The sequence below is a fragment of the Cellulomonas persica genome, from assembly GCF_007989825.1.
Lineage (GTDB): Bacteria > Actinomycetota > Actinomycetes > Actinomycetales > Cellulomonadaceae > Cellulomonas > Cellulomonas persica.
This window is the reverse complement of the sequence record NZ_BJUA01000007.1, coordinates 158,142-179,557: the sequence shown is the minus strand read 5'-3', so window position 1 is coordinate 179,557 and position 21,416 is coordinate 158,142. Positions and strand designations below refer to the sequence as shown.

Annotated in this window: 16 protein-coding genes; 7 read left to right on the top strand and 9 right to left on the bottom strand. The window is 74.0% G+C overall.

What is annotated here, in order from left to right; genetic code table 11:
* Positions 1-207 precede the first annotated feature (207 nt).
* Positions 208-1,521 (top strand): RNA 5'-3' helicase PhoH2, encoded by a 1,314-nt coding sequence (gene phoH2, locus CPE01_RS08915; protein ID WP_186811480.1) that lies wholly within the window; start codon positions 208-210, stop codon positions 1,519-1,521.
* Between the two features lie 84 nt (positions 1,522-1,605).
* Here phoH2 and CPE01_RS08910 read toward each other — a convergent pair whose 3' ends face one another.
* From CPE01_RS08910 to CPE01_RS08895, 4 genes are read right to left on the bottom strand one after another with little or no spacing between them, the layout of a single operon-like run.
* Positions 1,606-2,325, bottom strand: coding sequence for an ABC transporter ATP-binding protein (locus tag CPE01_RS08910; RefSeq protein ID WP_146806289.1), 720 nt, complete (start codon positions 2,323-2,325; stop codon positions 1,606-1,608).
* Positions 2,322-3,317 (bottom strand): ABC transporter ATP-binding protein, encoded by a 996-nt coding sequence (locus CPE01_RS08905; RefSeq protein WP_146806288.1) that lies wholly within the window; start codon positions 3,315-3,317, stop codon positions 2,322-2,324. The genes CPE01_RS08910 and CPE01_RS08905 overlap by 4 nt, the downstream gene beginning before the upstream one ends.
* 16 nt (positions 3,318-3,333) lie before the next feature.
* The gene (locus tag CPE01_RS08900) at positions 3,334-6,072 is read right to left on the bottom strand and encodes an FtsX-like permease family protein (RefSeq protein ID WP_146806287.1); all 2,739 of its coding nucleotides are present in this window, start codon (positions 6,070-6,072) and stop codon (positions 3,334-3,336) included.
* A complete protein-coding gene (locus tag CPE01_RS08895; RefSeq protein WP_246783841.1) occupies positions 6,069-9,347 on the bottom strand; it encodes an ABC transporter permease in 3,279 nt (1,092 codons plus the stop codon). Before CPE01_RS08895 ends, CPE01_RS08900 begins: the two co-directional genes overlap by 4 nt.
* A gap of 239 nt (positions 9,348-9,586) precedes the next feature.
* Here CPE01_RS08895 and CPE01_RS08890 point away from each other — a divergent pair, with 239 nt between their 5' ends.
* Positions 9,587-11,257 carry a DHA2 family efflux MFS transporter permease subunit gene (locus CPE01_RS08890; RefSeq protein WP_146806285.1) on the top strand — a complete coding sequence of 557 codons (1,671 nt, stop codon included), beginning with the start codon at positions 9,587-9,589 and terminating at the stop codon, positions 11,255-11,257.
* Positions 11,258-11,388: 131 nt separating this feature from the next.
* On the opposite strand, the gene CPE01_RS08885 is transcribed toward CPE01_RS08890, so the two are convergent.
* Entirely contained in the window at positions 11,389-12,807 is a 1,419-nt protein-coding gene (locus CPE01_RS08885) for a class II fumarate hydratase (protein WP_146806284.1), read from the bottom strand.
* A gap of 35 nt (positions 12,808-12,842) precedes the next feature.
* Between CPE01_RS08885 and CPE01_RS08880 the strand changes: the two genes are divergently transcribed.
* Positions 12,843-13,196: a DUF2087 domain-containing protein gene (locus CPE01_RS08880; RefSeq protein WP_246783828.1), complete on the top strand. Its 354-nt coding sequence runs from the start codon at positions 12,843-12,845 to the stop codon at positions 13,194-13,196.
* A gap of 48 nt (positions 13,197-13,244) precedes the next feature.
* Here the strand turns inward: CPE01_RS08880 and CPE01_RS08875 are convergent, their stop codons facing one another.
* Positions 13,245-13,880 (bottom strand): carbonic anhydrase, encoded by a 636-nt coding sequence (locus CPE01_RS08875; RefSeq protein ID WP_246783827.1) that lies wholly within the window; start codon positions 13,878-13,880, stop codon positions 13,245-13,247.
* Between the two features lie 206 nt (positions 13,881-14,086).
* Here CPE01_RS08875 and CPE01_RS08870 point away from each other — a divergent pair, with 206 nt between their 5' ends.
* From CPE01_RS08870 to CPE01_RS08855, 4 genes are read left to right on the top strand one after another with little or no spacing between them, the layout of a single operon-like run.
* Positions 14,087-15,358, top strand: coding sequence for an extracellular solute-binding protein (locus CPE01_RS08870; RefSeq protein WP_146806357.1), 1,272 nt, complete (start codon positions 14,087-14,089; stop codon positions 15,356-15,358).
* The gene (locus CPE01_RS08865) at positions 15,355-16,320 is read left to right on the top strand and encodes a carbohydrate ABC transporter permease (RefSeq protein ID WP_146806282.1); all 966 of its coding nucleotides are present in this window, start codon (positions 15,355-15,357) and stop codon (positions 16,318-16,320) included. The genes CPE01_RS08870 and CPE01_RS08865 overlap by 4 nt, the downstream gene beginning before the upstream one ends.
* Positions 16,320-17,162: a carbohydrate ABC transporter permease gene (locus CPE01_RS08860; RefSeq protein ID WP_146806281.1), complete on the top strand. Its 843-nt coding sequence runs from the start codon at positions 16,320-16,322 to the stop codon at positions 17,160-17,162. Before CPE01_RS08865 ends, CPE01_RS08860 begins: the two co-directional genes overlap by 1 nt.
* 15 nt (positions 17,163-17,177) lie before the next feature.
* Positions 17,178-18,443: an ABC transporter ATP-binding protein gene (locus tag CPE01_RS08855; RefSeq protein ID WP_146806280.1), complete on the top strand. Its 1,266-nt coding sequence runs from the start codon at positions 17,178-17,180 to the stop codon at positions 18,441-18,443.
* A gap of 61 nt (positions 18,444-18,504) precedes the next feature.
* Here CPE01_RS08855 and CPE01_RS08850 read toward each other — a convergent pair whose 3' ends face one another.
* Genes CPE01_RS08850 through xseA form a run of 3 tightly spaced genes read right to left on the bottom strand, consistent with a single transcriptional unit; the run spans position 18,505 to position 21,038 of the window.
* Positions 18,505-19,449 carry a carbohydrate kinase family protein gene (locus tag CPE01_RS08850; RefSeq protein ID WP_146806279.1) on the bottom strand — a complete coding sequence of 315 codons (945 nt, stop codon included), beginning with the start codon at positions 19,447-19,449 and terminating at the stop codon, positions 18,505-18,507.
* The gene (locus CPE01_RS08845) at positions 19,446-19,718 is read right to left on the bottom strand and encodes an exodeoxyribonuclease VII small subunit (protein WP_186811473.1); all 273 of its coding nucleotides are present in this window, start codon (positions 19,716-19,718) and stop codon (positions 19,446-19,448) included. Before CPE01_RS08845 ends, CPE01_RS08850 begins: the two co-directional genes overlap by 4 nt.
* A gap of 60 nt (positions 19,719-19,778) precedes the next feature.
* Positions 19,779-21,038, bottom strand: a complete 1,260-nt coding sequence (gene xseA, locus CPE01_RS08840; protein WP_146806355.1) for an exodeoxyribonuclease VII large subunit — start codon at positions 21,036-21,038, stop codon at positions 19,779-19,781.
* Between the last annotated feature and the right edge of the window lie 378 nt (positions 21,039-21,416).

Below are 21,416 nucleotides of genomic sequence, written 5' to 3'. Positions count from 1 at the left end.
CCCGTCGCCGCGAGCCGGCACGTGGTCCCCGCGTGGGTCACCGGCACGCGACGCCTTCTGCGGCGCACCTAGCGCCGGAGGGAGCACGCCGTGGTCAGCAGCGCAGCTCGGCAGGGAACGACCCACGCCAGGTCCGTCACGACGAAGGTCGCCCGGACGCAGGCCGATCAGCAGGTCCCGGTCGACGAGGGCAGGCGGACCCACGTCCTGGACACCTCCGTGCTCCTGTCCGACCCACGGGCGATCTACCGCTTCGCGGAGCACGACGTCGTCCTGCCGGTCGTCGTCGTCACCGAGCTCGAGGCCAAGCGGCACCACGCCGAGCTCGGCTACTTCGCGCGCTCGGCGCTGCGCCTGCTCGACGACCTGCGCATCCAGCACGGCCGCCTCGACCAGCCGATCCCGCTCGGCGACCAGGGCGGCACGCTGCGGGTCGAGCTCAACCACACCGACCCGGGGGTGCTGCCCGCAGGCTTCCGGCTCGGCGACAACGACACGCGCATCCTGGCGGTCGCTGCGAACCTTGCCGCCGACGGGTGCGACGTCACGGTCGTCTCCAAGGACCTGCCGATGCGCGTCAAGGCGTCCGCGGTGGGGCTGCGGGCCGAGGAGTACCGGCACGAGCTCGCGGTCGAGTCCGGCTGGACCGGCATGGACTCCCTCGACCTGTCCGAGCAGCAGATGTCCCAGCTCTGGGAGCACGAGTCCCTGCCGCTCGCCGACGTCGTCCCGGCACCCGCGCTCGGCACCGGGCCGACGACCGACCCGGGGGACCTGGCGTGCCACACCGGCCTCGTCCTGCACAGCCCGCGCGGCTCGGCGCTCGGCCGCGTCACCGCGGACAAGCACGTGCGCCTCGTGCGCGGGGACCAGGACGTGTTCGGACTGCACGGCCGCAGCGCCGAGCAGCGGATCGCGATCGACCTGCTGCTCGACGAGGAAGTCGGCATCGTCTCGCTCGGCGGCCGCGCGGGGACGGGCAAGTCGGCGCTCGCGCTCTGCGCGGGGCTCGAGGCCGTCCTCGAGCGGCGGCAGCACCGCAAGGTCATGGTGTTCCGGCCGCTGTACGCCGTCGGGGGGCAGGAGCTCGGGTACCTGCCCGGGTCCGAGGCCGAGAAGATGAACCCCTGGGCGCAGGCGGTGTTCGACACGCTCGGCGCCGTCGTCTCGCGCGAGGTCGTCGAGGAGGTCATGGACCGCGACCTCCTGGAGGTCCTGCCGCTCACGCACATCCGCGGGCGGTCGCTGCACGACGCGTTCGTCATCGTGGACGAGGCGCAGTCCCTCGAGCGCAACGTCCTGCTGACCGTGCTGTCCCGGATCGGGCAGTCGTCGCGCGTGGTGCTCACGCACGACGTCGCGCAGCGCGACAACCTGCGCGTCGGCCGGCACGACGGGATCGCGGCGGTGATCGAGGCCCTCAAGGGGCACCCGCTGTTCGCCCACGTCACGCTCACGCGGTCCGAGCGCTCGCCCGTGGCCGCGCTCGTGACCGAGCTGCTCGAGGGCATCGAGGTCTGAGACCCCGCTCCGGGCGTGTGGCGTCCGGAGCGGGCACCTGAGCGGGCGGCGGTCCGGACCTCGCGTCCGGGCCGCCGCTGCGCCTCACTCCTCGACGAGCACGCCGTCCTGCAGGCGGACCACGCGGTCGGCGAGCGCCATCATCACGGGGTCGTGCGTCGCGACGAGCGCGGTGGTGCGCTCGTGCTCGACGACCGCACGCAGCAGGCCCATGATCGCGACGCCGGTGGCGGAGTCGAGCTGACCGGTCGGCTCGTCCGCGACGAGCAGGCGCGGCGAGTTGGCGAGCGCACGCGCGATCGCGACGCGCTGCTGCTGCCCGCCGGACAGCTCGCCCGGGCGCTGGTCCGCGTGGTCCGTGAGCCCGACGAGGTCGAGCAGGAGCGCGACGCGCTCGTCGCGCGCTCGCGGCGGCACCTTGCGCAGGCGCAGCGGCACGCCGACGTTCTCGGCTGCCGAGAGGACCGGCACGAGCCCGAACGTCTGGAACACGAACGACACGACGTCCCGGCGCAGCGCCACCAGACCCCGCTCGTCGAGGCTCGAGACCTCGCGACCGTCGACGACCACGCGACCCTCGTCGGGCTTGTCGAGACCGCCGACGACGTTGAGCAGTGTCGTCTTGCCCGAGCCCGAGCGCCCGACGAGCACGACGAGCTCGCCCGGGGCGATGCTCAGCGACACGTCGCGCACCGCGTGCACGGCCGCGTCGCCGCTCCCGTACGTGCGTGACACGTGCTCGACGAGCACCATCGACTCGGTCACGGGGTCGGCCGCGCGGTGGCGTGCGCTCTGGACGGTCATCGCGTCCCCTCCTGCCTGCTCGAACCGGTCGACTCGGGCACGGCCTCGTCGGACGCCGTCCGGGGCTGGATGCGCGGCCGGTCCGGCCACACCGAGACGTGCGACTCCTCGAGCGCGAGCCGCACGCGTCCGCTGAGCTCGAGCGCCTCGCGGTACTCCTGCGGCAGCTGGACGCGGCCGGCGCGGTCGAGCATCGCGAACTCCTCGGCCACGACGTGCTCGGTGCCGTCGTCGCGCGTCTGGGTGCGCCGCACGACCTCCGACGACGTGCGTCCGTCGCGGATCGCGACCGTGCGCTGCACGTGCTCGCTCACGCCCGGGTCGTGCGTCACCACGACGACCGTCGTGCCGAGCTCGCGGTTCACGAGCCGCAGGCACTCGAGGACCTCGTGCGACGTCGCGGTGTCGAGCTCGCCCGTGGGCTCGTCGGCGAACACGACGCGCGGCGAGTTCGCGAGCGCGACGCCGATCGCGACGCGCTGCTGCTCACCGCCCGAGAGCTGGCCGGGGCGGCGATCCGCGCAGTACCCGACGCCGAGCAGGTCCAGCAGCTGCGTGGCGCGTGCGGTGCGCTCGCGGCGCGCGGTGCCGGCCAGGGCGAGGGGGAGCGCGACGTTCTCGGTGGCGGTCAGGTACGGCACGAGGTTGCGGGCCGTCTGCTGCCAGACGAACCCGACCATCTCGCGCCGGTACGCCACGCGCTGCGCGGGCGTCATCGCCATGAGGTCCCACGGCCCGACGCGGACCCGCCCCGCGGTCGGGACGTCGAGCCCCGACAGCACGGCGAGCAGCGTCGACTTGCCGGAGCCGGACGCGCCGACGATCGCGACGAGCTCGCCTTCGTCGACGAGCAGGTCCAGGCCCTGCAGTGCCTGCACCTCGATGCCGTCGGCCTGGTAGATGCGCACGAGCGAGTCGCACACGATCAGTGCGTCCTGCCCGAACGCGGGCGCGCCGGCCTTCTCGGTGAGCCGGTCGAGCGTCGTGGTCATCGGGCCTCCTTCGTCGTCATCGTTCCGCCTCCCGGATCCCGACCGCCAGGTCGTCGTCCCGTCGCACGCGTGCCTCGACCTCGACAGCGACCGCCAGCCCGACCAGCAGGGCGCCCGCCGCGATCGCGACGGGCTGCCACGCGATCGCGAGCCGGGTGCCGTCCGGCTCGCCGGTGAGCGCGGACAGGCCGAGCGCGCTCGTGAGCAGCCACGGGACGACGAAGCCGATCGCGGACCCGGCGACGAGCCCCGCGACCAGCAGCGGCAGGACCTCGCCCGCCGACAGGCGCCGGGCGGTGCCGGCGTCGAGCCCGAGCGTGCGCAGCACGTGCAGCGTGCGGCTGCGGTCGCGCGCGGTGGCGACGACGGTCAGGACGAGCGCCACCACCGCGAGCCCGGCGAGCGCGACCTGCGAGACGGCCATGAGCGTGCGCAGCCCCGAGGTCAACGGCGACGTCGTCCACTCCTCGAGCCACTCGGCGCGCCCCAGCGTGGTGACCCCCGGACTCGTCGAGACCCCGAGCTCGTCCACGGCTGCGCTCGCCCCCGGGCCGACGAGCTGCGTGCGCAGCGCGGGGACCTCGGCGCCGAGCGCGGCGGCGAGCGCCTGCCGGTCGACCACGACGACCGGGCGGCCGTCCTCATCGCGCATGGCGGTGGTGCCGCGCACGTCGACCGGCACGAAGGTGTCGGTGGTCCAGACCTGCGGGTCGTACTGCTCCGCGACCCGCTCGAGCTCGGGCGAGACGAGCGCCGGGACCCGGTCCCCGCCGGCGTCCACGAGTGAGGTGAGCTCGGGCTGGGGTGCGCCCTCGCGGTCGCGCTGCTCGGCCAGCGCACCGGCGTCGACCGCGATGAGCGTCGCGTCCACACCCGAGCTCACACCGAACGAGCGGCTCAGCCACACGCGGGTGCCGACGACGCTCGTGACCCCGGGCGCCTGGCGGAGCGCGTCGATCGCGGCGTCGTCGACGGGTCCGTCGATCCGGACGTCCCCGCCGACGACGAGATCGGCCGCGCGCTGCTGACCGCGGTCGACGGTGGCGACCGTCAGGCCGCTGAACACGACGAGCGCGACCGCGACGGTGACGGTCAGGAGCGGGATCGCGGTCCGGCTCGCGCGCTCCGCGCGCGCGGTCGCCACGAGCCCCGCGAGCGCGGGACCGCGCGACGCCGCCCGGCGCGACGCGCGCAGCACGGGCGGGAGCACGCGCGCGACGAGCACGGTCGAGGCGCCCGCGAGCAGCACGGGCGTCGCTGCCAGCAGCCAGTCCACGCCACCCGTGCTGCTCGCGAGGAGCCCACGCGCCCGGACCGAGGCGAGCGCCCCACCCGCGACGACGAGGAGCGTGAGCTCGCCGACGAGCCGGCGCGCGCGGCGTCGCGAGGCGAGCCGGTCCCGGTCCGCGCGGTTGGCCGGGACGCGCCGCCCGGTCCACGAGCGCCGCACGAGCGACCCGGCGAGCACCGCGGGTGCGAGCACCCCGACGGCGGCGACGACGGCACCCGGCCACCACGCGCCGTCCGCCCGCGGCACGAGCACGGCCAGCAGGCCGACCGCGACCGCGCACGCCAGCGTGGTCAGCGGCACGGACTCCAGCAGCGCGCGCCAGCCGACGGACGCGACCGACGCGCCGCGCGCACGCTCGAGCGTGTACAGCGACGCGCGGCGCTCGACGAGGAGCCGGGCCGCGAGCAGCAGGGTCAGCCCGCCGACGGCGACGATGCCTGCGAGCAGCACGCTCGCCTGCGCCGTCGCGCCCGACAGGCGCTCGCGGTAGGTGAGGAGCGTCTGGTCGAGCCGCGTCTCGAGGAGCGGCACGCGCGCATCCATGAGCTGCAGCGGGAGCGGGTCCGCGCGCAGCTCGGCGACCCGTGCGGCGATCGTCGCGGCACGTTCGGCGGTGAGCCGGTCGGGCAGCGTGAGGAACCGGACGTCGGTGGTCACGCCCGTCGCGGCGAACGCCACGAGCAGGTCGGGCAGCGCGTCGTCGGACACGAGGAAGCCTGCGGCGGCGACCGAGCCCGTCCCGGCGGGCGCGGGTCGGGCCTCGACGAAGTCCTGCAGCCCGGTCCACATCGGGTCGTCGGGGTCGACGGCCTCGTAGGTCCCGACGACGCGCGCGGTGAGCCGCGAGACGAGAGTGCCCTGCACCACGACCTCGTCGCCCGGCTCGAGCCCGAGCGCCTCGGCGGCCGTGACGCTGACCCCCACCTCGACGTACCGCTCCAGGTCTGCGACCGACTGCCCCTCGGCCTGTACGACCTCGGGGAGCCCGGCGGGCTCGCGCCCGGCGACCCAGCGCACCGGGTCCGACCCGTCGGCCGTGAGCACGTGGCCGAGCCGCCCGCTCGCGACGCCCGCGGGGACCTGCGCGTTCCACGCGGCGACCACGGTCGTCGTCGTCGGGTCGGTGAGGTCGGAGCGCAGCTCGGCGGGCATGCCGTCGGCGATCGTCGCGGCGTCGCGGCGCAGGTCGTCGGCCGAGCCCGAGGGCCGGGCGCCCAGCACGACCGCCGTCGGCGGGTTCGTGCGCGCGATCACGTCGGTGCTCGGCCGGCCGCGCTCGACGGCGGAGCGCGCCCCGCTGTCCGCCACGGCCATGACCAGGCGCGGTGCGAGCAGCGCGACGAGCACGAGCGCGGCCGCGAGCACGCCGGACAGGACCAGCAGCCCGGCATCGGTCGCGGCGCGGCGCCGCGCGACCAGCGGCCCGGCCGCGACGGTCGTGCGCACCCTCGTCGTCAGGCTCATCCCTCGTCCCCCAGTCGCAGGAGCGCGCCGGACGCGCGGCGCAGCAGGGCGCGCGTCGTCACGACGACCGCGAGCATCGCGCCGAGCGCGAGCGCCCCGACGACCGAGCCCAGCACGGGCCACGGCCACTGCACGACGACGGCCGGCACGGGCGCGAGCCCGCGCGGCGACACCGTGACGAGCGGCCCGACGACCCACGCGAGCAGGGCACCGACGCCGATCCCGGCGGCGGTGCCGATGACGCCCAGCAGCAGGTACTCGCCGACGATCGAGCGTGCGAGCGACCCCTGCGACGCGCCGAGCGCCTGCAGCCGGGCGAGCTCGAGCCTGCGCGTGCGGACCGCGACCGTCGCGCTGAGCGCGATCCCCGCGACGGCCAGCGCGACCGCGGACAGCGTCACGATCCACAGCGCGGCGGGGATCGCGACGTGCAGCGGACCGTCGGTCGCCTGCGCCGCCGCCTCGACGCGCGTCGTGGTCCGCCCGACACCCGCGGCCTGCACCGCCGCGGCGGCGTCGCGCGCGTCGTCGTCGTCCACGAGGGCCCACCACTCGTCGGTGAGCGTGGCGCGTGAACCCGTGACGAGCGTCGCGCGCAGGAGGGAGTCGCGGTCGACGAGCAGGGCTGCGCCGCGCGGGAGCCCGGGCAGGTACGGCACCTGCCCGTCGATGCGCAGCTGGACCACCGTCCCGTCGACGTCGATCGCGAGCACGTCGTCCTCGGTCGCGCTCAGCTGCGCGAGGAGATCGGGCGTGACCAGCGCGTGCACGATCGGCTCCCGGTCGAACGACGTCGTGAACAGCGCGGCCTGGTTGTCCGCGACGATGCCCAGGTTCGGCGTGCCGGTGACGTGCAGGCCGTCGTCGTCGACCCACGTCGAGCCGAGCCTGATCCAGGGGTCGTACAGCGGGACCCCGCCGGAGGTGCGCCACTGGCCACGCCCCAGGTCGAGCGGGGTCGGCTCGCCGTCCGCGTCGAGGGCACGCACGTCGCCCAGCGCGGCCTCCCAGGGCAGGTCCCAGACCTGGGCGTCGAGCATGCCCCAGAGGTCCCCGGGGATCGTGAGCCGCAGGCTCACCCCGATGACCTGCACCGCGCCCAGGCCCTCGGGCAGCGGCACCGTGAGCTCGGTCGGCTCGTCGGGCGCATCGCCCAGCGGCGTCGGCACCGGAGGCAGGTCGAGGCTCACGCGTGCGCCGCGCGCGTCCTGCACGACGAGGGAGGCGCTGGTCAGCGCGCTCACGCCGGGGCCGAGGTCGGCCGTGACGCGTGCGGTCAGCGTCAGCCCCAGCTCGCTCGTCCCGGCGGGCACGGGCACCCCCGTGACGGGGGACGCGGGCGCCAGGCCCGCCGTCGCCGCGGACCAGCCGCCGTCGAGCCGGCCCCGCAGGAGATCGCCCGCGTGCCGGGTGTCGACCGCGAGCATCGTCGTCGTGATCCCGGAGACCGACGGGGCAGGCCCGGTCGCGACGCCGGCCTGCACCTGCCGCATCCCCACCGGGGAGACGACGGACAGGCCGTCGACGGCCGCGACGCGCGCGGACTGGTCCAGCACCGAGCCGTCCAGGTCGGTGACGCGCAGGTCGGTGCCGACCTCGAGCTCCGCCTGCTCGCGCTGCGACGTGCGCCAGGTGTCGTGCCAGCCCTGCGCGAACGTACCGACCGCGACCGCCAGGGTCACGAGCAGCACGGCGCCCGCCGCGCGACGCGGCCGGCGACTGATCTCCCAGGCCGTCAGGGGTGCGACGAGCGCACGGCTGCGCCGGGCCACGACCTCGCCCACGCCCGCGACGAGCGGCAGCACACGTCCCGCCAGGACGCCGCCCGCGAGGAGCACGAGCGCGGGCGCGGCCACCAGCAGCGGGTCGAACCCGCCCGAGCCGTCGAGCACGGGCGAGCCGTGCCGGAGGAGCTGCCACAGCGCGACCCCGGCGACGACCACGACCGCGAGGTCGACGCCCGAGCGGGCGAGCGCCTGCTTGCGGTCCTGGCGGACCTCCTGCTGCTCGGAGTCCACGGCCGAGACACGACGACGCAGCGACGGCGCGAGCAGCACGCCCGCGAGCAGCAGGGACGCGACCGCGCAGGTCAGCCACAGCAGCGCAGGTGCCCCGGGGTCGACGGCCAGTCCCGCGTCGTGCAGCACCGGGACGCGCGTGACCCCGCGGTAGACGAGGCCGGCGAGCCACGGCGCGGCGAGCGTGGCGAGAGCCGCGACCCCCAGTGCCTCGAGCGCCGCGAGGCCGACGAGCTGGGGGTGCGACGCGCCGCGCGAGGTCAGCAGGGTCTGCTCGGCTGCGCGGCGCTCGGCGAGCAGCCGTGCGGCGAGCAGCAGCACGGTGACGGCGACGACGAGCAGCATGAGCCCGACGACGACGACGCCGACGCGCGTCACGGCGAGGCTCGCTGCGATCGAGTCGAGCGTGCGGTCGAGGGACGTCAGCACGTCGGTGGTCGCCGCGGGGACGGCCGCGTACAGGTCGGTCTGCGCGGTGCTGAGCCGCTCGCGGAGCCCGTCGAGCTCGGCGGGCGTCGCCGAGTCGAGGTCGGGCCACGCCTCGAGCCGCAGGGTGCCCGGGATGACGGCACCCGTGCCCGGGGCGACCACGAGGGGACCCCAGGCCTCGGCGACGCTGCCCCCGAACGAGCCGGGCACTGGGTAGTCGGAGAGGTGGACGCGACCCTCGAGCAGGTCACGGGACCACTGCCCGCGGGGCGGCTCGGCGCGGTAGGTGGCCACGACGCGCACCGGGATCTCACTGGCGACGTCGGTGCCCTCGGTGCGCAGCACGTCCCCGAGCTCCCAGCCGTACTCCTCGGCGGCGGCGACCGGGACCGCCACGGGCACGCCCTCGCCGTCCCACGCCGTCGTCGGCCACTGGCCGGACTCCAGGGCCGTGAGCTCCGGGACGATCGGGTAGTCCGCGAGGTAGACCAGCGGCTTGGGCAGACCGGGGCCCCGGTCCACGAGGAGCCACGGGGAGGAGGTCCACGTGCGGACCTCGGCGTCCACGGGACCCAGCAGCTCGGCGAGCCCCGCCTCCATCGCGGCGGCGACCTTCTCGTGGTCGTTGTTGCCGACCGTGCTGCGCACGTCGATCGTCGTCGCCTGCGCCCCCGCGCGGTCGAGGGCGACCTGGGGCGCGCGGTCCCCGCCGACGGACAGCAGGAGCGCGAAGGTCCCGAGCAGGGTCGCGGCGACGACCGTCACCGCGACGACCGCGAGCAGCAGCGTGCTATGGGCGCGCGTGCGGTGCGCGAGCAGGCGCGGCATCCACGTCACGCAACGGCCCCCTGACCTCGTCGTCCTCGGCAAGTCCGGCGACCATAACCCAGGCGGGCCGCCTCGCGGGAGCGTTCCCACGGCTGAGGGCGCTTCGTCCTGGTCATCTGTCCGGATCGCGGACGGTCCGGTCGGCTCCGCCCCGCTCGACCGGTGCCGTGTCGGGACCCCGGCATACGCTCGGGACGGCGACGCGGTCAGGCTGTCGCCCTTCGCCGAGAGGCCCCCAGATGTCCCAGCAGTCCCAGCCGCACGCCGCCACGCCCGGCCCGCCGGCGCTCGCCGACCTGCACGGGCGCAGCCCGTGGAGCGTCCTGCCGCCGCTGTGCCTCGGCTTCTTCATGATCATGCTCGACACGACGATCGTGAACATCGCCGTCCCGACGCTCGTGCGTGAGCTGGACGCGAGCATCACCGCGGTCGGGTGGGTCAACAGCGCGTACCTGCTGTCGTTCGCGGTCCTGCTGCTCGTGACCGGGCGGCTCGGGGACCGGTTCGGCCCGCGCCCGGTGTTCATCGGCGGCCTGGTCGTGTTCACCGTGACCTCGGTCGCGTGCGGGCTCGCGGACTCGATCGGGCTGCTCATCGCCGCACGCGCCGTGCAGGGGATCGGCGCCGCGCTGATGACACCGCAGACGATGTCGATGATCACGCGCGTCTTCCCGCCCGCGCGCCGCGGTGCCGCGATGGGTGTCTGGGGCGCCGTCGCGGGCGTCGCGACGATCACCGGACCGGTGCTGGGCGGTCTGCTGGTCGAGACCGTGGGCTGGGAGTACATCTTCTTCATCAACGTGCCGGTCGGGCTCGTCGCGCTGTGGTTCTCCTTCCGCAACCTGCCCGCGCTCGCGACGCACGCGCGCACGTTCGACATGCTCGGAGTCGTCCTGTCGGTCGTCGGCATGTTCCTGCTGGTCTTCGGGCTGCAGGAGGGCGACACGTACGAGTGGGGGTCGATCGCCGGGCCGGTCACGGTCTGGATGGTCATCGCCGCGGGTGCGCTCGTGCTCGCGGTGTTCGTGTGGTGGCAGCACCGGCTCGCCGACGACGCGCTGCTGCCGCTGCGGCTGTTCCACGTGCGCAACTTCTCGCTCGCGAACGTCTCCGGCTTCGCGGTCACCTTCGCGATGACGGGGATCTTCTTCCCGTTCACGATCTTCCTGCAGCTCGTGCTCGGGCTCTCGCCGCTGCACGCCGCGCTCGTGGGCGCGGGCGGCTCGCTGATCTCGGGCGTGGTCGCGCCGATGGCGGGACGCCTGTCCGACCGTGTGCCCGCGAAGTGGGTCGTCGCGACCGGGTTCGCGATCCTCGTCGTGGTCGTGTCGTGGCTCGCCGCGGCGATCGGGCCGGACGTGTGGGTGTGGCACCTCGTGTGGCCGATGACGCTGTTCGGCGTGGGCACCGGGTTCCTGTTCTCGCCGCTGGCCGCGGCTGCGACCGCGGGCCTCGACCAGCGCACGGCCGGCGCCGGAGCGGGGGCGTTCAACACCACGCGCCAGATCGGAGGCGTGGTCGGCTCGGCGGCCGTCGTCGCCATGCTGACGTCGCGGCTGTCGGCGACGATCCCCGCGGCGGCCGAGGACGCCGCACGGTCGCTGCCCGCGGGTGCGAGGCAGCCGTTCGTCGACGGGCTGTCGCGCGTCGACGCGTCGCAGTTCTCCGGTGGCGGGGGAGCGGACTTCCCGGTGCCCGACGGCGTCTCCGCGCAGGTCGCCGAGCAGCTGCGCGCGGCCGCGCTCGACGCGGTGCACTCAGGCTTCGCGACCGCGGTCAGCCAGACGCTGCTGCTGACCGTCGCGGTCCTCGTCGTCGGTCTGGTCGCCGCGCTCGCGATGCAGGCGATCCGCCCGCACGCGCACGACGTGCCCGTCGACGCGCCTCGCCCGGAGACGGTGTCGGGCTGACGGCCCCGGCAGCACGAGCCCGTCCGGACGAGCCCGTCCGGACGAGCCCGTCCGGACGAGCCCGGCCGGAGGACGGAGCCCGTCGCCCCGCGGAGGGGACGACGGGCTCCGTGGCGTCGTGCGCGGTGCCGTCAGGCCTGCGGTGGGCGCGTCATGCTCAGCACGTCGAGCGCCGAGTCGAGCTGCGCCTCGGTGACCTCACCGCGCTCGACGTAGCCCAGGTCGATCACCGCCTGGCGGATGGTCTGGCCGTGCTTGACCGCGTGCTTGGCGATCTTCGCCGCCGCCTCGTACCCGATGACGCGGTTGAGCGGCGTGACGATCGACGGCGACGACTCGGCGAAGGCACGCGCGCGCTCCTCGTTCGCGACGAGGCCCACGACGGTCTTGTCGGCGAGCACGCGGCTCGCGTTGGCGAGCAGGCGGATGGACTCGAGCACGGCTGAGGCGATCACGGGGATCTGCACGTTCAGCTCGAACGAGCCCGAGGCGCCGGCCCAGGCCACGGTCGCGTCGTTGCCGACGACGCGCGCGGCGACCATGAGGACCGCCTCGGGGATCACGGGGTTGACCTTGCCGGGCATGATCGACGAGCCGGGCTGGAGGTCGGGGATCGCGATCTCGCCGAGCCCGGTGTTCGGTCCCGAGCCCATCCAGCGCAGGTCGTTGCAGATCTTCGTCAGGCTCACGGCGATGGTGCGCAGCGCGCCGGACAGCTCGACGAGCCCGTCGCGCGACGACTGCGCCTCGAAGTGGTCGCGCGCCTCGGACAGCGGCAGGCCGGTGTCCTCGCGCAGGAGCTCGATCACGCGCTGCGGGAAGCCCGCGGGCGTGTTGATGCCCGTGCCGACGGCCGTCCCGCCGAGCGGTACCTCCGCGGCACGCGGCAGCGCGGCCTGCAGGCGCTCGACGCCGTAGCGGACCGCGGCGGCGTACCCGCCGAACTCCTGCCCGAGCGTCACGGGGGTGGCGTCCATGAGGTGCGTGCGCCCGGACTTGACGACGGTCGCCCACGCGTCGGCCTTGTCCTGCAGCGCGGCGGCGAGGTGCTCGAGGGCCGGCACGAGGTCGCGGACGACGCCCGCGGTCGCGGCCACGTGCACGCTCGTCGGGAACACGTCGTTGGACGACTGCGAGGCGTTGACGTGGTCGTTCGGGTGCACGTCCCGGCCGAGCGCGCGCGTCGCGAGGGTCGCGACGACCTCGTTGGTGTTCATGTTCGAGCTCGTACCCGAGCCCGTCTGGAACACGTCGACGGGGAAGTGCGCGTCGTGCGCACCGCTCGCGACCTCGTCGGCCGCGCCGACGATCGCCTCGGCGACGTCCGCGGGCAGCACCCCCAGCTCGGCGTTGGCACGCGCCGCGGCCTTCTTGATGCGGGCGAGGGCCTCGATGTGCCCGCGCTCGAGGCCGGTGCCCGAGATCGGGAAGTTCTCGACCGCGCGTTGCGTCTGCGCGCGGTACAGGGCGGCCGCGGGGACGCGGACCTCACCCATGGTGTCGTGCTCGATCCGGTAGTCGACGGCGTCGTCGCCAGGCGCAGAAGTCATGCACCCATCCTGCCGCACCGGCCACACTGGTCGGCGTGACCGACGAGACGCCTCTCCCGGAGCCGCGGCCCGCGGACGCGTGCCCCGCCGAGCGGTTCTTCGAGCGGGGGCGCCTCGTGCGCTCGCCGCGGCGCCGCAGCGACCGGGACCTCGTCGTCGAGCACCTCGCCTCGCGCGTCCTGGCGTCGGGCGAGTGGGCCGACGAGCGCGAGGTGACCCAGCGGCTCGCCGACCTGGTCGACGACCCGGTCCGCCTGCGCCGCGACCTCGTCGAGGCGGGTCTGCTCGGCCGCCGGGGTGACGGGTCCGTGTACTGGCGGGAGCGCACGACGCCGCACGACGACGAGTCCTCGGCCCGGCCCCGGCCCGACGAGCCCTGGTACCCGTAGCAGCGCCGTCCGTGAACCGGGGCCCCGGCCCGGGGACGGGGCGGCGGGTCAGGCCTCGCCGATGTCGCCGACGACCTCGGCGATGCGCACGCGCCCGTCGGTCAGCGTGTACTCGAGCCCGACGATCGCGCACCGCCCCTGCGCGACGGCCTCCGCGAGGATCACGGAGTAGGTCTGCAGCATGCGGACGGTGTGCTTGACGTGCTCGTGCCCGAGCGTCGCCGCGGCGAGCGACTCGATCGGCTCGCCGAGCCGCGTCAGACCGACGATGCTCGGGATCACGCGGTCGACGACGGCGCTGACCATGCCAGGGGCCTGAGCGCCCTGCGTGAGCGCGGCCGTCGCCGCGGCCACGGCACCGCACGAGTCGTGGCCGAGCACGACGACGAGCGGCGTGCCGAGCAGCTCGACGCCGTACTCGATCGAGCCGACGACGGTCGTGTCGATCACGTGCCCGGCGGTCCGGACGACGAACAGGTCACCGAGGCCGCGGTCGAAGATGATCTCGGCCGCGACGCGCGAGTCCGAGCAGCCGAACAGGACCGCGAACGGGCTCTGCCCGCTCTCCACCTCGGAGCGCCGGTCGACGCCCTGGGACGGGTGCAGCATCGCGTCGTTCACGAATCGTTCGTTGCCGGCCTTGAGCGCGGCCCAGGCGGCGGCCGGGGTCAGTGGTGTCGTCACGGCGCCATCGTCGCAGGTCCGTCTCGTCTCGTCGCGCGGCGTTCGCGAACCGGGCACACGGGGTGACGGCTGCCACGCGGCGTGCCGCGCGATCGCACGTCGCGAGCCTTCCCGGCGTGCGGCACCGTTCGCGCGGGTGTACCCAGGTCCCAGGACGCAACGGAGCGACGAGGACGGGAGACAGCGTGCGACGACGCAACCGCGGCATGGCGGCGACCGCCGCCCTGGCGCTCGCCCTGACGCTCGCCGCGTGCGCGAGCGAGTCGGGCCCGCCGACGCTCACGTGGTACATCAACCCGGACAACGGCGGTCAGGTCGAGATCGCCTCCCGGTGCACCGAGGCCGCCGAGGGCGAGTACCGGATCACGACCGAGGTCCTCCCGCGCGACGCCGCCTCGCAGCGCGAGCAGCTCGCGCGCCGACTGGCCGCGAAGGACTCGTCGATCGACATCATGAGCCTGGACCCGCCGTTCATCCCCGAGCTCGCCGAGCCGGGCTTCCTCGCGCCGATCCCCGACGACGTGGCCGAGGCGGTCACCGCGGACGTCGTGCAGGGCGCGATCGACGGCGCGACGTGGCGGGACGAGCTCGTCGCGATCCCGTTCTGGGCCAACACCCAGCTGCTCTGGTACCGCAAGTCGGTCGCGGAGAAGGCGGGCCTGGACCCGTCGAAGGAGCCCGTGACGTGGCAGCAGATCATGGACGCGGCCGCCGAGCAGGGCAAGGTCCTCGGGGTCCAGGGCGCCAAGGCCGAGTCGCTCACGGTGTGGATCAACGCGCTGGTCGAGTCGGCCGGCGGGCACATCATCGAGAACCCCGAGGCGCCCGCCGACGAGGTCGAGCTCGGGCTCGAGTCCGACGCCGGCCGTGCGGCCGCCGAGATCATCGGGACCATCGGGCGCGAGGGCCTCGGCGGCGCCGGCCTGCCGACGGCCGACGAGAACGCGACGATGACGGTGTTCCAGCGGGACAACGGCTCGTTCATGGTCAACTGGCCGTTCGTGTGGTCCGCGACGAACGCGGCGGTCGAGGACGGCACGCTCGACGCCGACCTCGTCGACGACATCGGCTGGGCGATCTACCCGCGGGTCGACGAGGGCACCGAGGCCCGACCGCCGTACGGCGGCATCAACCTGGGGATCGGTGCGTTCAGCGCGCACGTCGACTTCGCGCTCGCGGCGGCACAGTGCATCGTCAGCCCCGAGAACCAGGCGTACTACTTCGCGACGAACGGGAACCCGCCGGCGTCGACCAAGGCCTACGACGACGAGGCCGTGCAGGAGGCGTTCCCGATGGCGGACGTCATCCGGGAGTCGCTCGAGAACGCCGCGCCGCGCCCGCAGACCCCGTACTACAACGAGGTCTCCACGGGCTTGCAGGAGACGTGGCACCCGCCGGCCTCGGTCGACCCCGAGACCACGCCGACCACGTCCACCGACTTCATCACCGCGGTCCTGCGAGGGGAGGCCCTGCTGTGACGTCCTCCGCTGTCGCCCCGGGCGCCACGACGAGCGAGAACGGCGAGCCGCGCGCGGCACGTCGCAGCGACCGTGCGCGCGACGAGGCCCGCCTGGGCTGGTGGCTCGCCGGTCCCGCGTTCGTCGTGATGCTCGCGGTGACGATCTACCCGATCCTGCAGGCGTTCTACGACTCGTTGTTCTCCTACCGGCTCACCGCACCCTCCGACAAGGAGTTCAACGCCGGCCAGAACTACGTCGTCGTGCTGTCCGACCCGGTGTTCTGGCAGGCGTTCCTCGTCACGGCCGTCATCACGATCATCACCGTGCTCGTCGAGCTCGTGCTCGGGTTCTTCCTGGCGCTCGTCATGCACCGCGCGATCAGGCAGCTGCGCGGGGTCCTGCGCACGGCGATCCTGGTCCCCTACGGGATCATCACGGTCGTCTCCGCGTTCGCGTGGTTCTACGCGTTCGACATCAACTCCGGCTTCGTCAACCACTGGTTCGACTGGGTGCCGGGGATCGACCCCGACCTCAACTGGTTCGCGCACCAGGGCACGAGCCTGTTCGTCATCATGGCCTCGGAGATCTGGAAGACGACCCCGTTCATCTCGCTGCTCCTGCTCGCCGGGCTCTCGCAGGTGCCGGGCGAGCTCGAGGAGGCCGCGCAGGTCGACGGCGCGACGGCGTGGCAACGCCTGCAACGGGTCGTCCTGCCGAACATGAAGGCCGCGATCATGGTCGCCGTCCTGTTCCGGGCCCTGGACGCGTTCCGCATCTTCGACAACGTGTTCATCATGACGAACGGCGCGAACGGCACCGACGTGCTCTCGCTGCTCGCGTACCGGACGTCGATCGGACGCCTCGAGATCGGACTCGGCTCGGCCATCTCCGTGCTGCTGTTCCTGTGCGTCATCGGGATCTGCTTCGTCGCGATCAAGCTGTTCAAGGTCGACCTGGCCAGCGCGAGGGGGGAGGGCTGATGCGCACGCTGACGACCCGGGCCAAGGTCGCGTGGGCGGTCATCACCGTCGTCGTGCTCGTGTGGGCGCTGCTGCCCGTCGTGTCGATCATCGCGACGTCGTTCAAGCTGCCGAGCCAGCTCAACCTCGGCACGTTCTGGCCGAAGACCTGGACGACGACGAACTACGAGCAGATCTTCGCCGGCTCGGCCAAGGACCTGTTCCTGCCCGCGCTGCGCAACTCCATCGGCATCTCACTGATCGCCACGTTCGTCGCCGTGGTCCTCGCGACGCTCGCGGCGTACGCGATCGCGCGGCTCGACTTCCGCGGCAAGAAGCTCATCCTGACCACGGCGCTCGGCGTCTCGATCTTCCCCGTCATCTCGATCGTCACGCCGCTGTTCAACCTGTGGCGCAACATCGGCCTCTACGACACGTGGCTCGGCCTGATCATCCCGTACCTGTCGCTCACGCTGCCGATCTCCATCTGGACGCTCGCGGCGTTCTTCCGGCAGATCCCGTGGGAGCTCGAGCAGGCCGCGCAGGTCGACGGCGCGACGAGCTGGCAGGCCTTCCGCAAGGCGATCGTGCCGCTCGCCGCTCCCGGGGTGTTCACCACCGCGCTGATCGCGTTCTTCATCGCGTGGAACGACTTCGTCTACGGCATCTCGCTGACCTCGACGAGCGCGGCCCGCCCCGTCCCCGCGGCGCTCGCGTTCTTCACCGGTGCGTCGCAGTTCGAGGAGCCCACCGGGGCGATCTCCGCGGCTGCGGTCGTCGTGACCATCCCCGTCGTCATCCTGGTGCTGCTGTTCCAGCGCCAGATCGTGTCCGGCCTGACCCAGGGCGCCGTCAAGGGCTGAACAAGGAGACTTCCGATGGCTGCCATCACCCTCAAGGACATCGTCAAGCGCTACGGCGACGGCTACCTCGCCGTGAAGGGCGTGAGCCTGGACATCGCCGACGGCGAGTTCGTCATCCTCGTCGGGCCGTCCGGCTGCGGGAAGTCCACCCTGCTGCGGATGATCGTCGGGCTCGAGGACATCACGTCGGGCGAGCTGAAGATCGGCGACCAGGTCGTCAACGACAAGGCGCCGCGCGAACGCCACCTCGCGATGGTGTTCCAGAACTACGCGCTGTACCCGCACCTGACCGTGTACGAGAACATCGCGTTCCCCTTGCGGCTCACCAAGGGCCAGTTCACGGACGACGAGATCCGCGAGAAGGTCGAGTTCGCCGCCAAGACCCTCGAGCTGCAGGACCACCTGGACCGCAAGCCCGCGAACCTCTCCGGCGGCCAGCGTCAGCGCGTCGCGATGGGCCGTGCGATCGTCCGCGACGCCAACGCGTTCCTGTTCGACGAGCCGCTGTCCAACCTCGACGCGAAGCTGCGCGGCCAGATGCGCACCGAGATCGCCCGCATGCAGCGCCGGCTCGGCACGACGACCGTGTACGTCACGCACGACCAGACCGAGGCCATGACGCTCGGCGACCGCGTCGCCGTGCTCCGCAAGGGCGAGCTGCAGCAGGTCGCCTCACCGCGCGGCCTGTACGAGCAGCCCGTCAACCTGTTCGTCGCCGGGTTCATCGGCTCGCCGCCCATGAACTTCCTGCCCGGCGAGGTCTCCGGCGACACCCTCTCCCTGCCGTTCGCGGACGTGCCGCTCTCCGACGACCTGCGCTCGCGGATCGGGTCGCGCGACATCGTCATCGTCGGTCTGCGGCCCGAGCACTTCGCGGACACCTCGCTGCTCGAGGACGGGAAGAAGGATGCGGGCGTCACGTTCGACGCCGAGGTCGACGTCACCGAGTGGCTGGGCTCCGACCTGTACGCCTACGTGCCGTTCGAGACGAGCTCGGAGGTGGCCGGCACGCTCGAGGAGCTCGACCGCGACCTCGACGGCGAGGGCATGCGTACGCAGCTGGTCGTCGCGCTCGACTCCGAGTCGCGGATCCGCGACGGCGACACCGCGACGTTGTGGTTCGACCCCGCCAAGCTCATGGTCTTCGACCCGGAGTCGGGCGAGAACCTCACGTTCGACGCCGACCGCGCGCGGGAGATCGACGAGCGGAACGAGGCCGATCGCAAGGCGTCGCTCGAGCGCGCGCAGGAGCGCGAGAAGCGCACCCAGCGGTCGGCCTGATCTCGTCGTCGTCCGTGCGGCCTGCTTGCGGCCGGCTTGCTCGCGGGTCCTGCTGGTCGGCTCAGTCGAGCTCGGCCGAGCGTGGCGGGTTGGCCCCGGCGCGGGACACGGTGATCGCCGCGATGCGCGCGCACCGCGTGAGCACCGCCTCGACCGTCTCGGCGGACACGTCGTGCAGCGCCTCGCGGCGAGCCGCGCCGAGCAGCCCCGCCGACCACAGCCCGTCGATCAGCCCGCCCATGAACGAGTCGCCCGCGCCGACGGTGTCCGCGACCGTGACCTGCGGAGCCGGCACCTGCAGCCGCGCGCCCGCCGAGGTGGCAGCGAACGCGCCCTCACTGCCGTGCGTCACCACCACGATCGCGGGACCGCGACGCGTCCACTCCTCGGCGATCTCCGCGGGTGCGACACCCGGGTGCAGCCACGCGAGGTCCTCGTCGCTGACCTTGACGACGTCCGCGAGGCGCACCATCGCCTCGACGTAGCCGGCCGCGTGCTCGGCGCTGCCCATGAGCGCGGGGCGCAGGTTCGGGTCGTACGTGAGCGTCGCCGACGACTGCCGGCGCGCCATCTCGTGCGCGACGCGCGTGCCTCCCGGCTCGAGCACCGCGGCGATCGACCCCGTGTGGACGACGAGCGGTGTCGCGTCGTCGCCCTCCCACGTCGTCGGGAGGTCCCACTCGAGGTCGAACTCGTACGTCGCGACGCCCGCGTCGTCCAGGTGCGCGGTCGCGACCGGCGTGCGGACCGCGGAGCGGTCGCCCGTCAGGACGCGCACGTGCGACGCCGCCAGGTGCCGCCGTACGGCGTCTCCCGCGGCGTCGTGGCCGAGCCACGTGAGCAGGTCGACCGCCCGGCCCAGCCGGCCGAGCCCGAGCGCGACGTTCGCCGGGCTGCCACCCGGGTGCTCCTCGCGCGTGCCGTCGGCTCGCGCGACGACGTCGATGAGCGCCTCACCGACGACGAGCGCCCGCTCGTCGTGCGGACCCGGGCGGGCCGGGCTCATGCGTCGTCGCCCGCCTCGTCGCGGGCCGTCTCACCGCGTGCCGCGGCCAGGCGGTCGCGTGCGCCGTCCAGCCACTGCTGGCACCGCGCCGCGAGGGCCTCGCCGCGCTCCCACAGCGCGAGCGACTCCTCGAGCGACTCCGCGCCGCTCTCCAGACGGCCGACCACCGCGACCAGCTCGTCACGCGCCTGCTCGTAGCTCAGCGCCTGGACGTCGGCGTTCGGTCCGGCAGTCGCGTCGTCCACGGGCTGGGTCGTCTCCTTCGGCACGGCCGCCAGTCAACCAGAACGCGCCCACATCGCCACGGAGCGACCGGAGCGTGTGCGGCGTCAGCGGTCGACGACCTGCGCGGCCAGCTCGCCGCGCGCGACACGGACGCGCAGCGCGTCGCCGGCCTTGACCTCGGCCGGGTCGCGCACGACCAGCCCGTCGGCGCGCTGCACCACGGCGTACCCGCGGTCGAGCGTCGCCGCGGGGGACAGTGCGCGCACGTGACCGGCCAGCCCCCGCACCTCGGTGCTCGCACGGTCGAGCAGGTGCCCCAGCGTCCGGCGTGCGCTGTCCCGAAGCGCGTGCACGCGCGACTCGTGCGCGTCGACGAGCGTCGACGGCTGCGCGAGCACGGGACGGCTGCGCCAGTGGTCCAGGGCGGTCTGCTCGCGCTGCAGGCGCTGGACCAGCGCCCCTCGGCTGCGCAGGCGCGCCTGAGCGATCCGCGCGCGCTCCTCGGCCACGTCAGGCACGATCCGCTTCGCCGCGTCGGTCGGGGTCGACGCGCGCAGGTCCGCGACGAGGTCGAGCAGCGGGGCGTCGAGGTGGTGGCCGATGGCGCTGACCAGCGGCGTGCGGCACGCGGCCGCTGCGCGCACGAGCGTCTCGTTGCTGAACGGCAGCAGGTCCTCGAAGGACCCACCGCCGCGGGCCACGACGATCACCTCGACCCGCGGGTTCGCGTCGAGCTCGGCGATCGCGGCGCTCACCTCGGGCACCGCGCGCGGCCCCTGCACCGTGACGCGGCGGATCTCGAACCGCACGGCGGGCCACCGCGCGCGGGCGTTCGACACGACGTCGTGCTCGGCGTCGCCTTGCTGCGCGCACACCAGCCCGACGACCGCAGGGAGGAACGGCAGGGGACGCTTGCGCGACTCGTCGAACAGGCCCTCCGACCCCAGCACGCGCCGCAGGTGCTCGATCCGCTCGAGCAGCTCACCCAGCCCGACGAGCCGCACGTCGTCCGCCGCGAACGACAGGCTGCCGCGCTTGAGGTGGTACGTCGGGCGCGCGTGCACGACGAGGTGCGCGCCGTCGCCGACCCCCTTGCCGAGCCGGGCGACGTTGCCCGCGCTCGTCGTGACGGAGATCGACATGTCGACGTCCGTGTCCCGCAGCGTGAGGAAGCACATCGAGTTCCACCGCTTGAGGTCGAGCACCTGCCCCTCGATCCACACCGGGGGCATGCGCTGCACGTAGTCCGCGATCTTGGGGGCGAGGTGCCGCACGGGCCACGGCCGATCGGGCGTCGTGTCGGCAGCCTTCACCGGCAACGGCAGCCGCCCACCCGTTCCGCCCGGCACTGGGGCACCCTCCAACGCCCCCGCACCCGCCGCCGCGCCCGCACCCGCCGCTGCGCCGCCCGCACCCGCCGCCACGCCCGCACCCGCGTCGCCCGCACGCGCGTCGCCCGCACGCACGTCGCCCGGTCCACCGCGCTCGTCCGCCGCCCACTCGCTCACGCCCCCACCCTGCCCTACTCCTCCCACGCCCACCCCACCCGCCGCCCGCACCCACCCCACCCACACGGACCCGCGCCCGCGCCGGCCGCTCGCCCGCGCTCGCCGGTCGCCCCGCGCCCCCGCTCCCCCCCGGACCGGGCCCACCCCGCGAGCGCGGTAGATCGGGTGCGAGCGCGGTCACACAGAGACAGCGGTCGCGCCCGAACACCCGCGCTCGCGCCCGAACACCCGCGC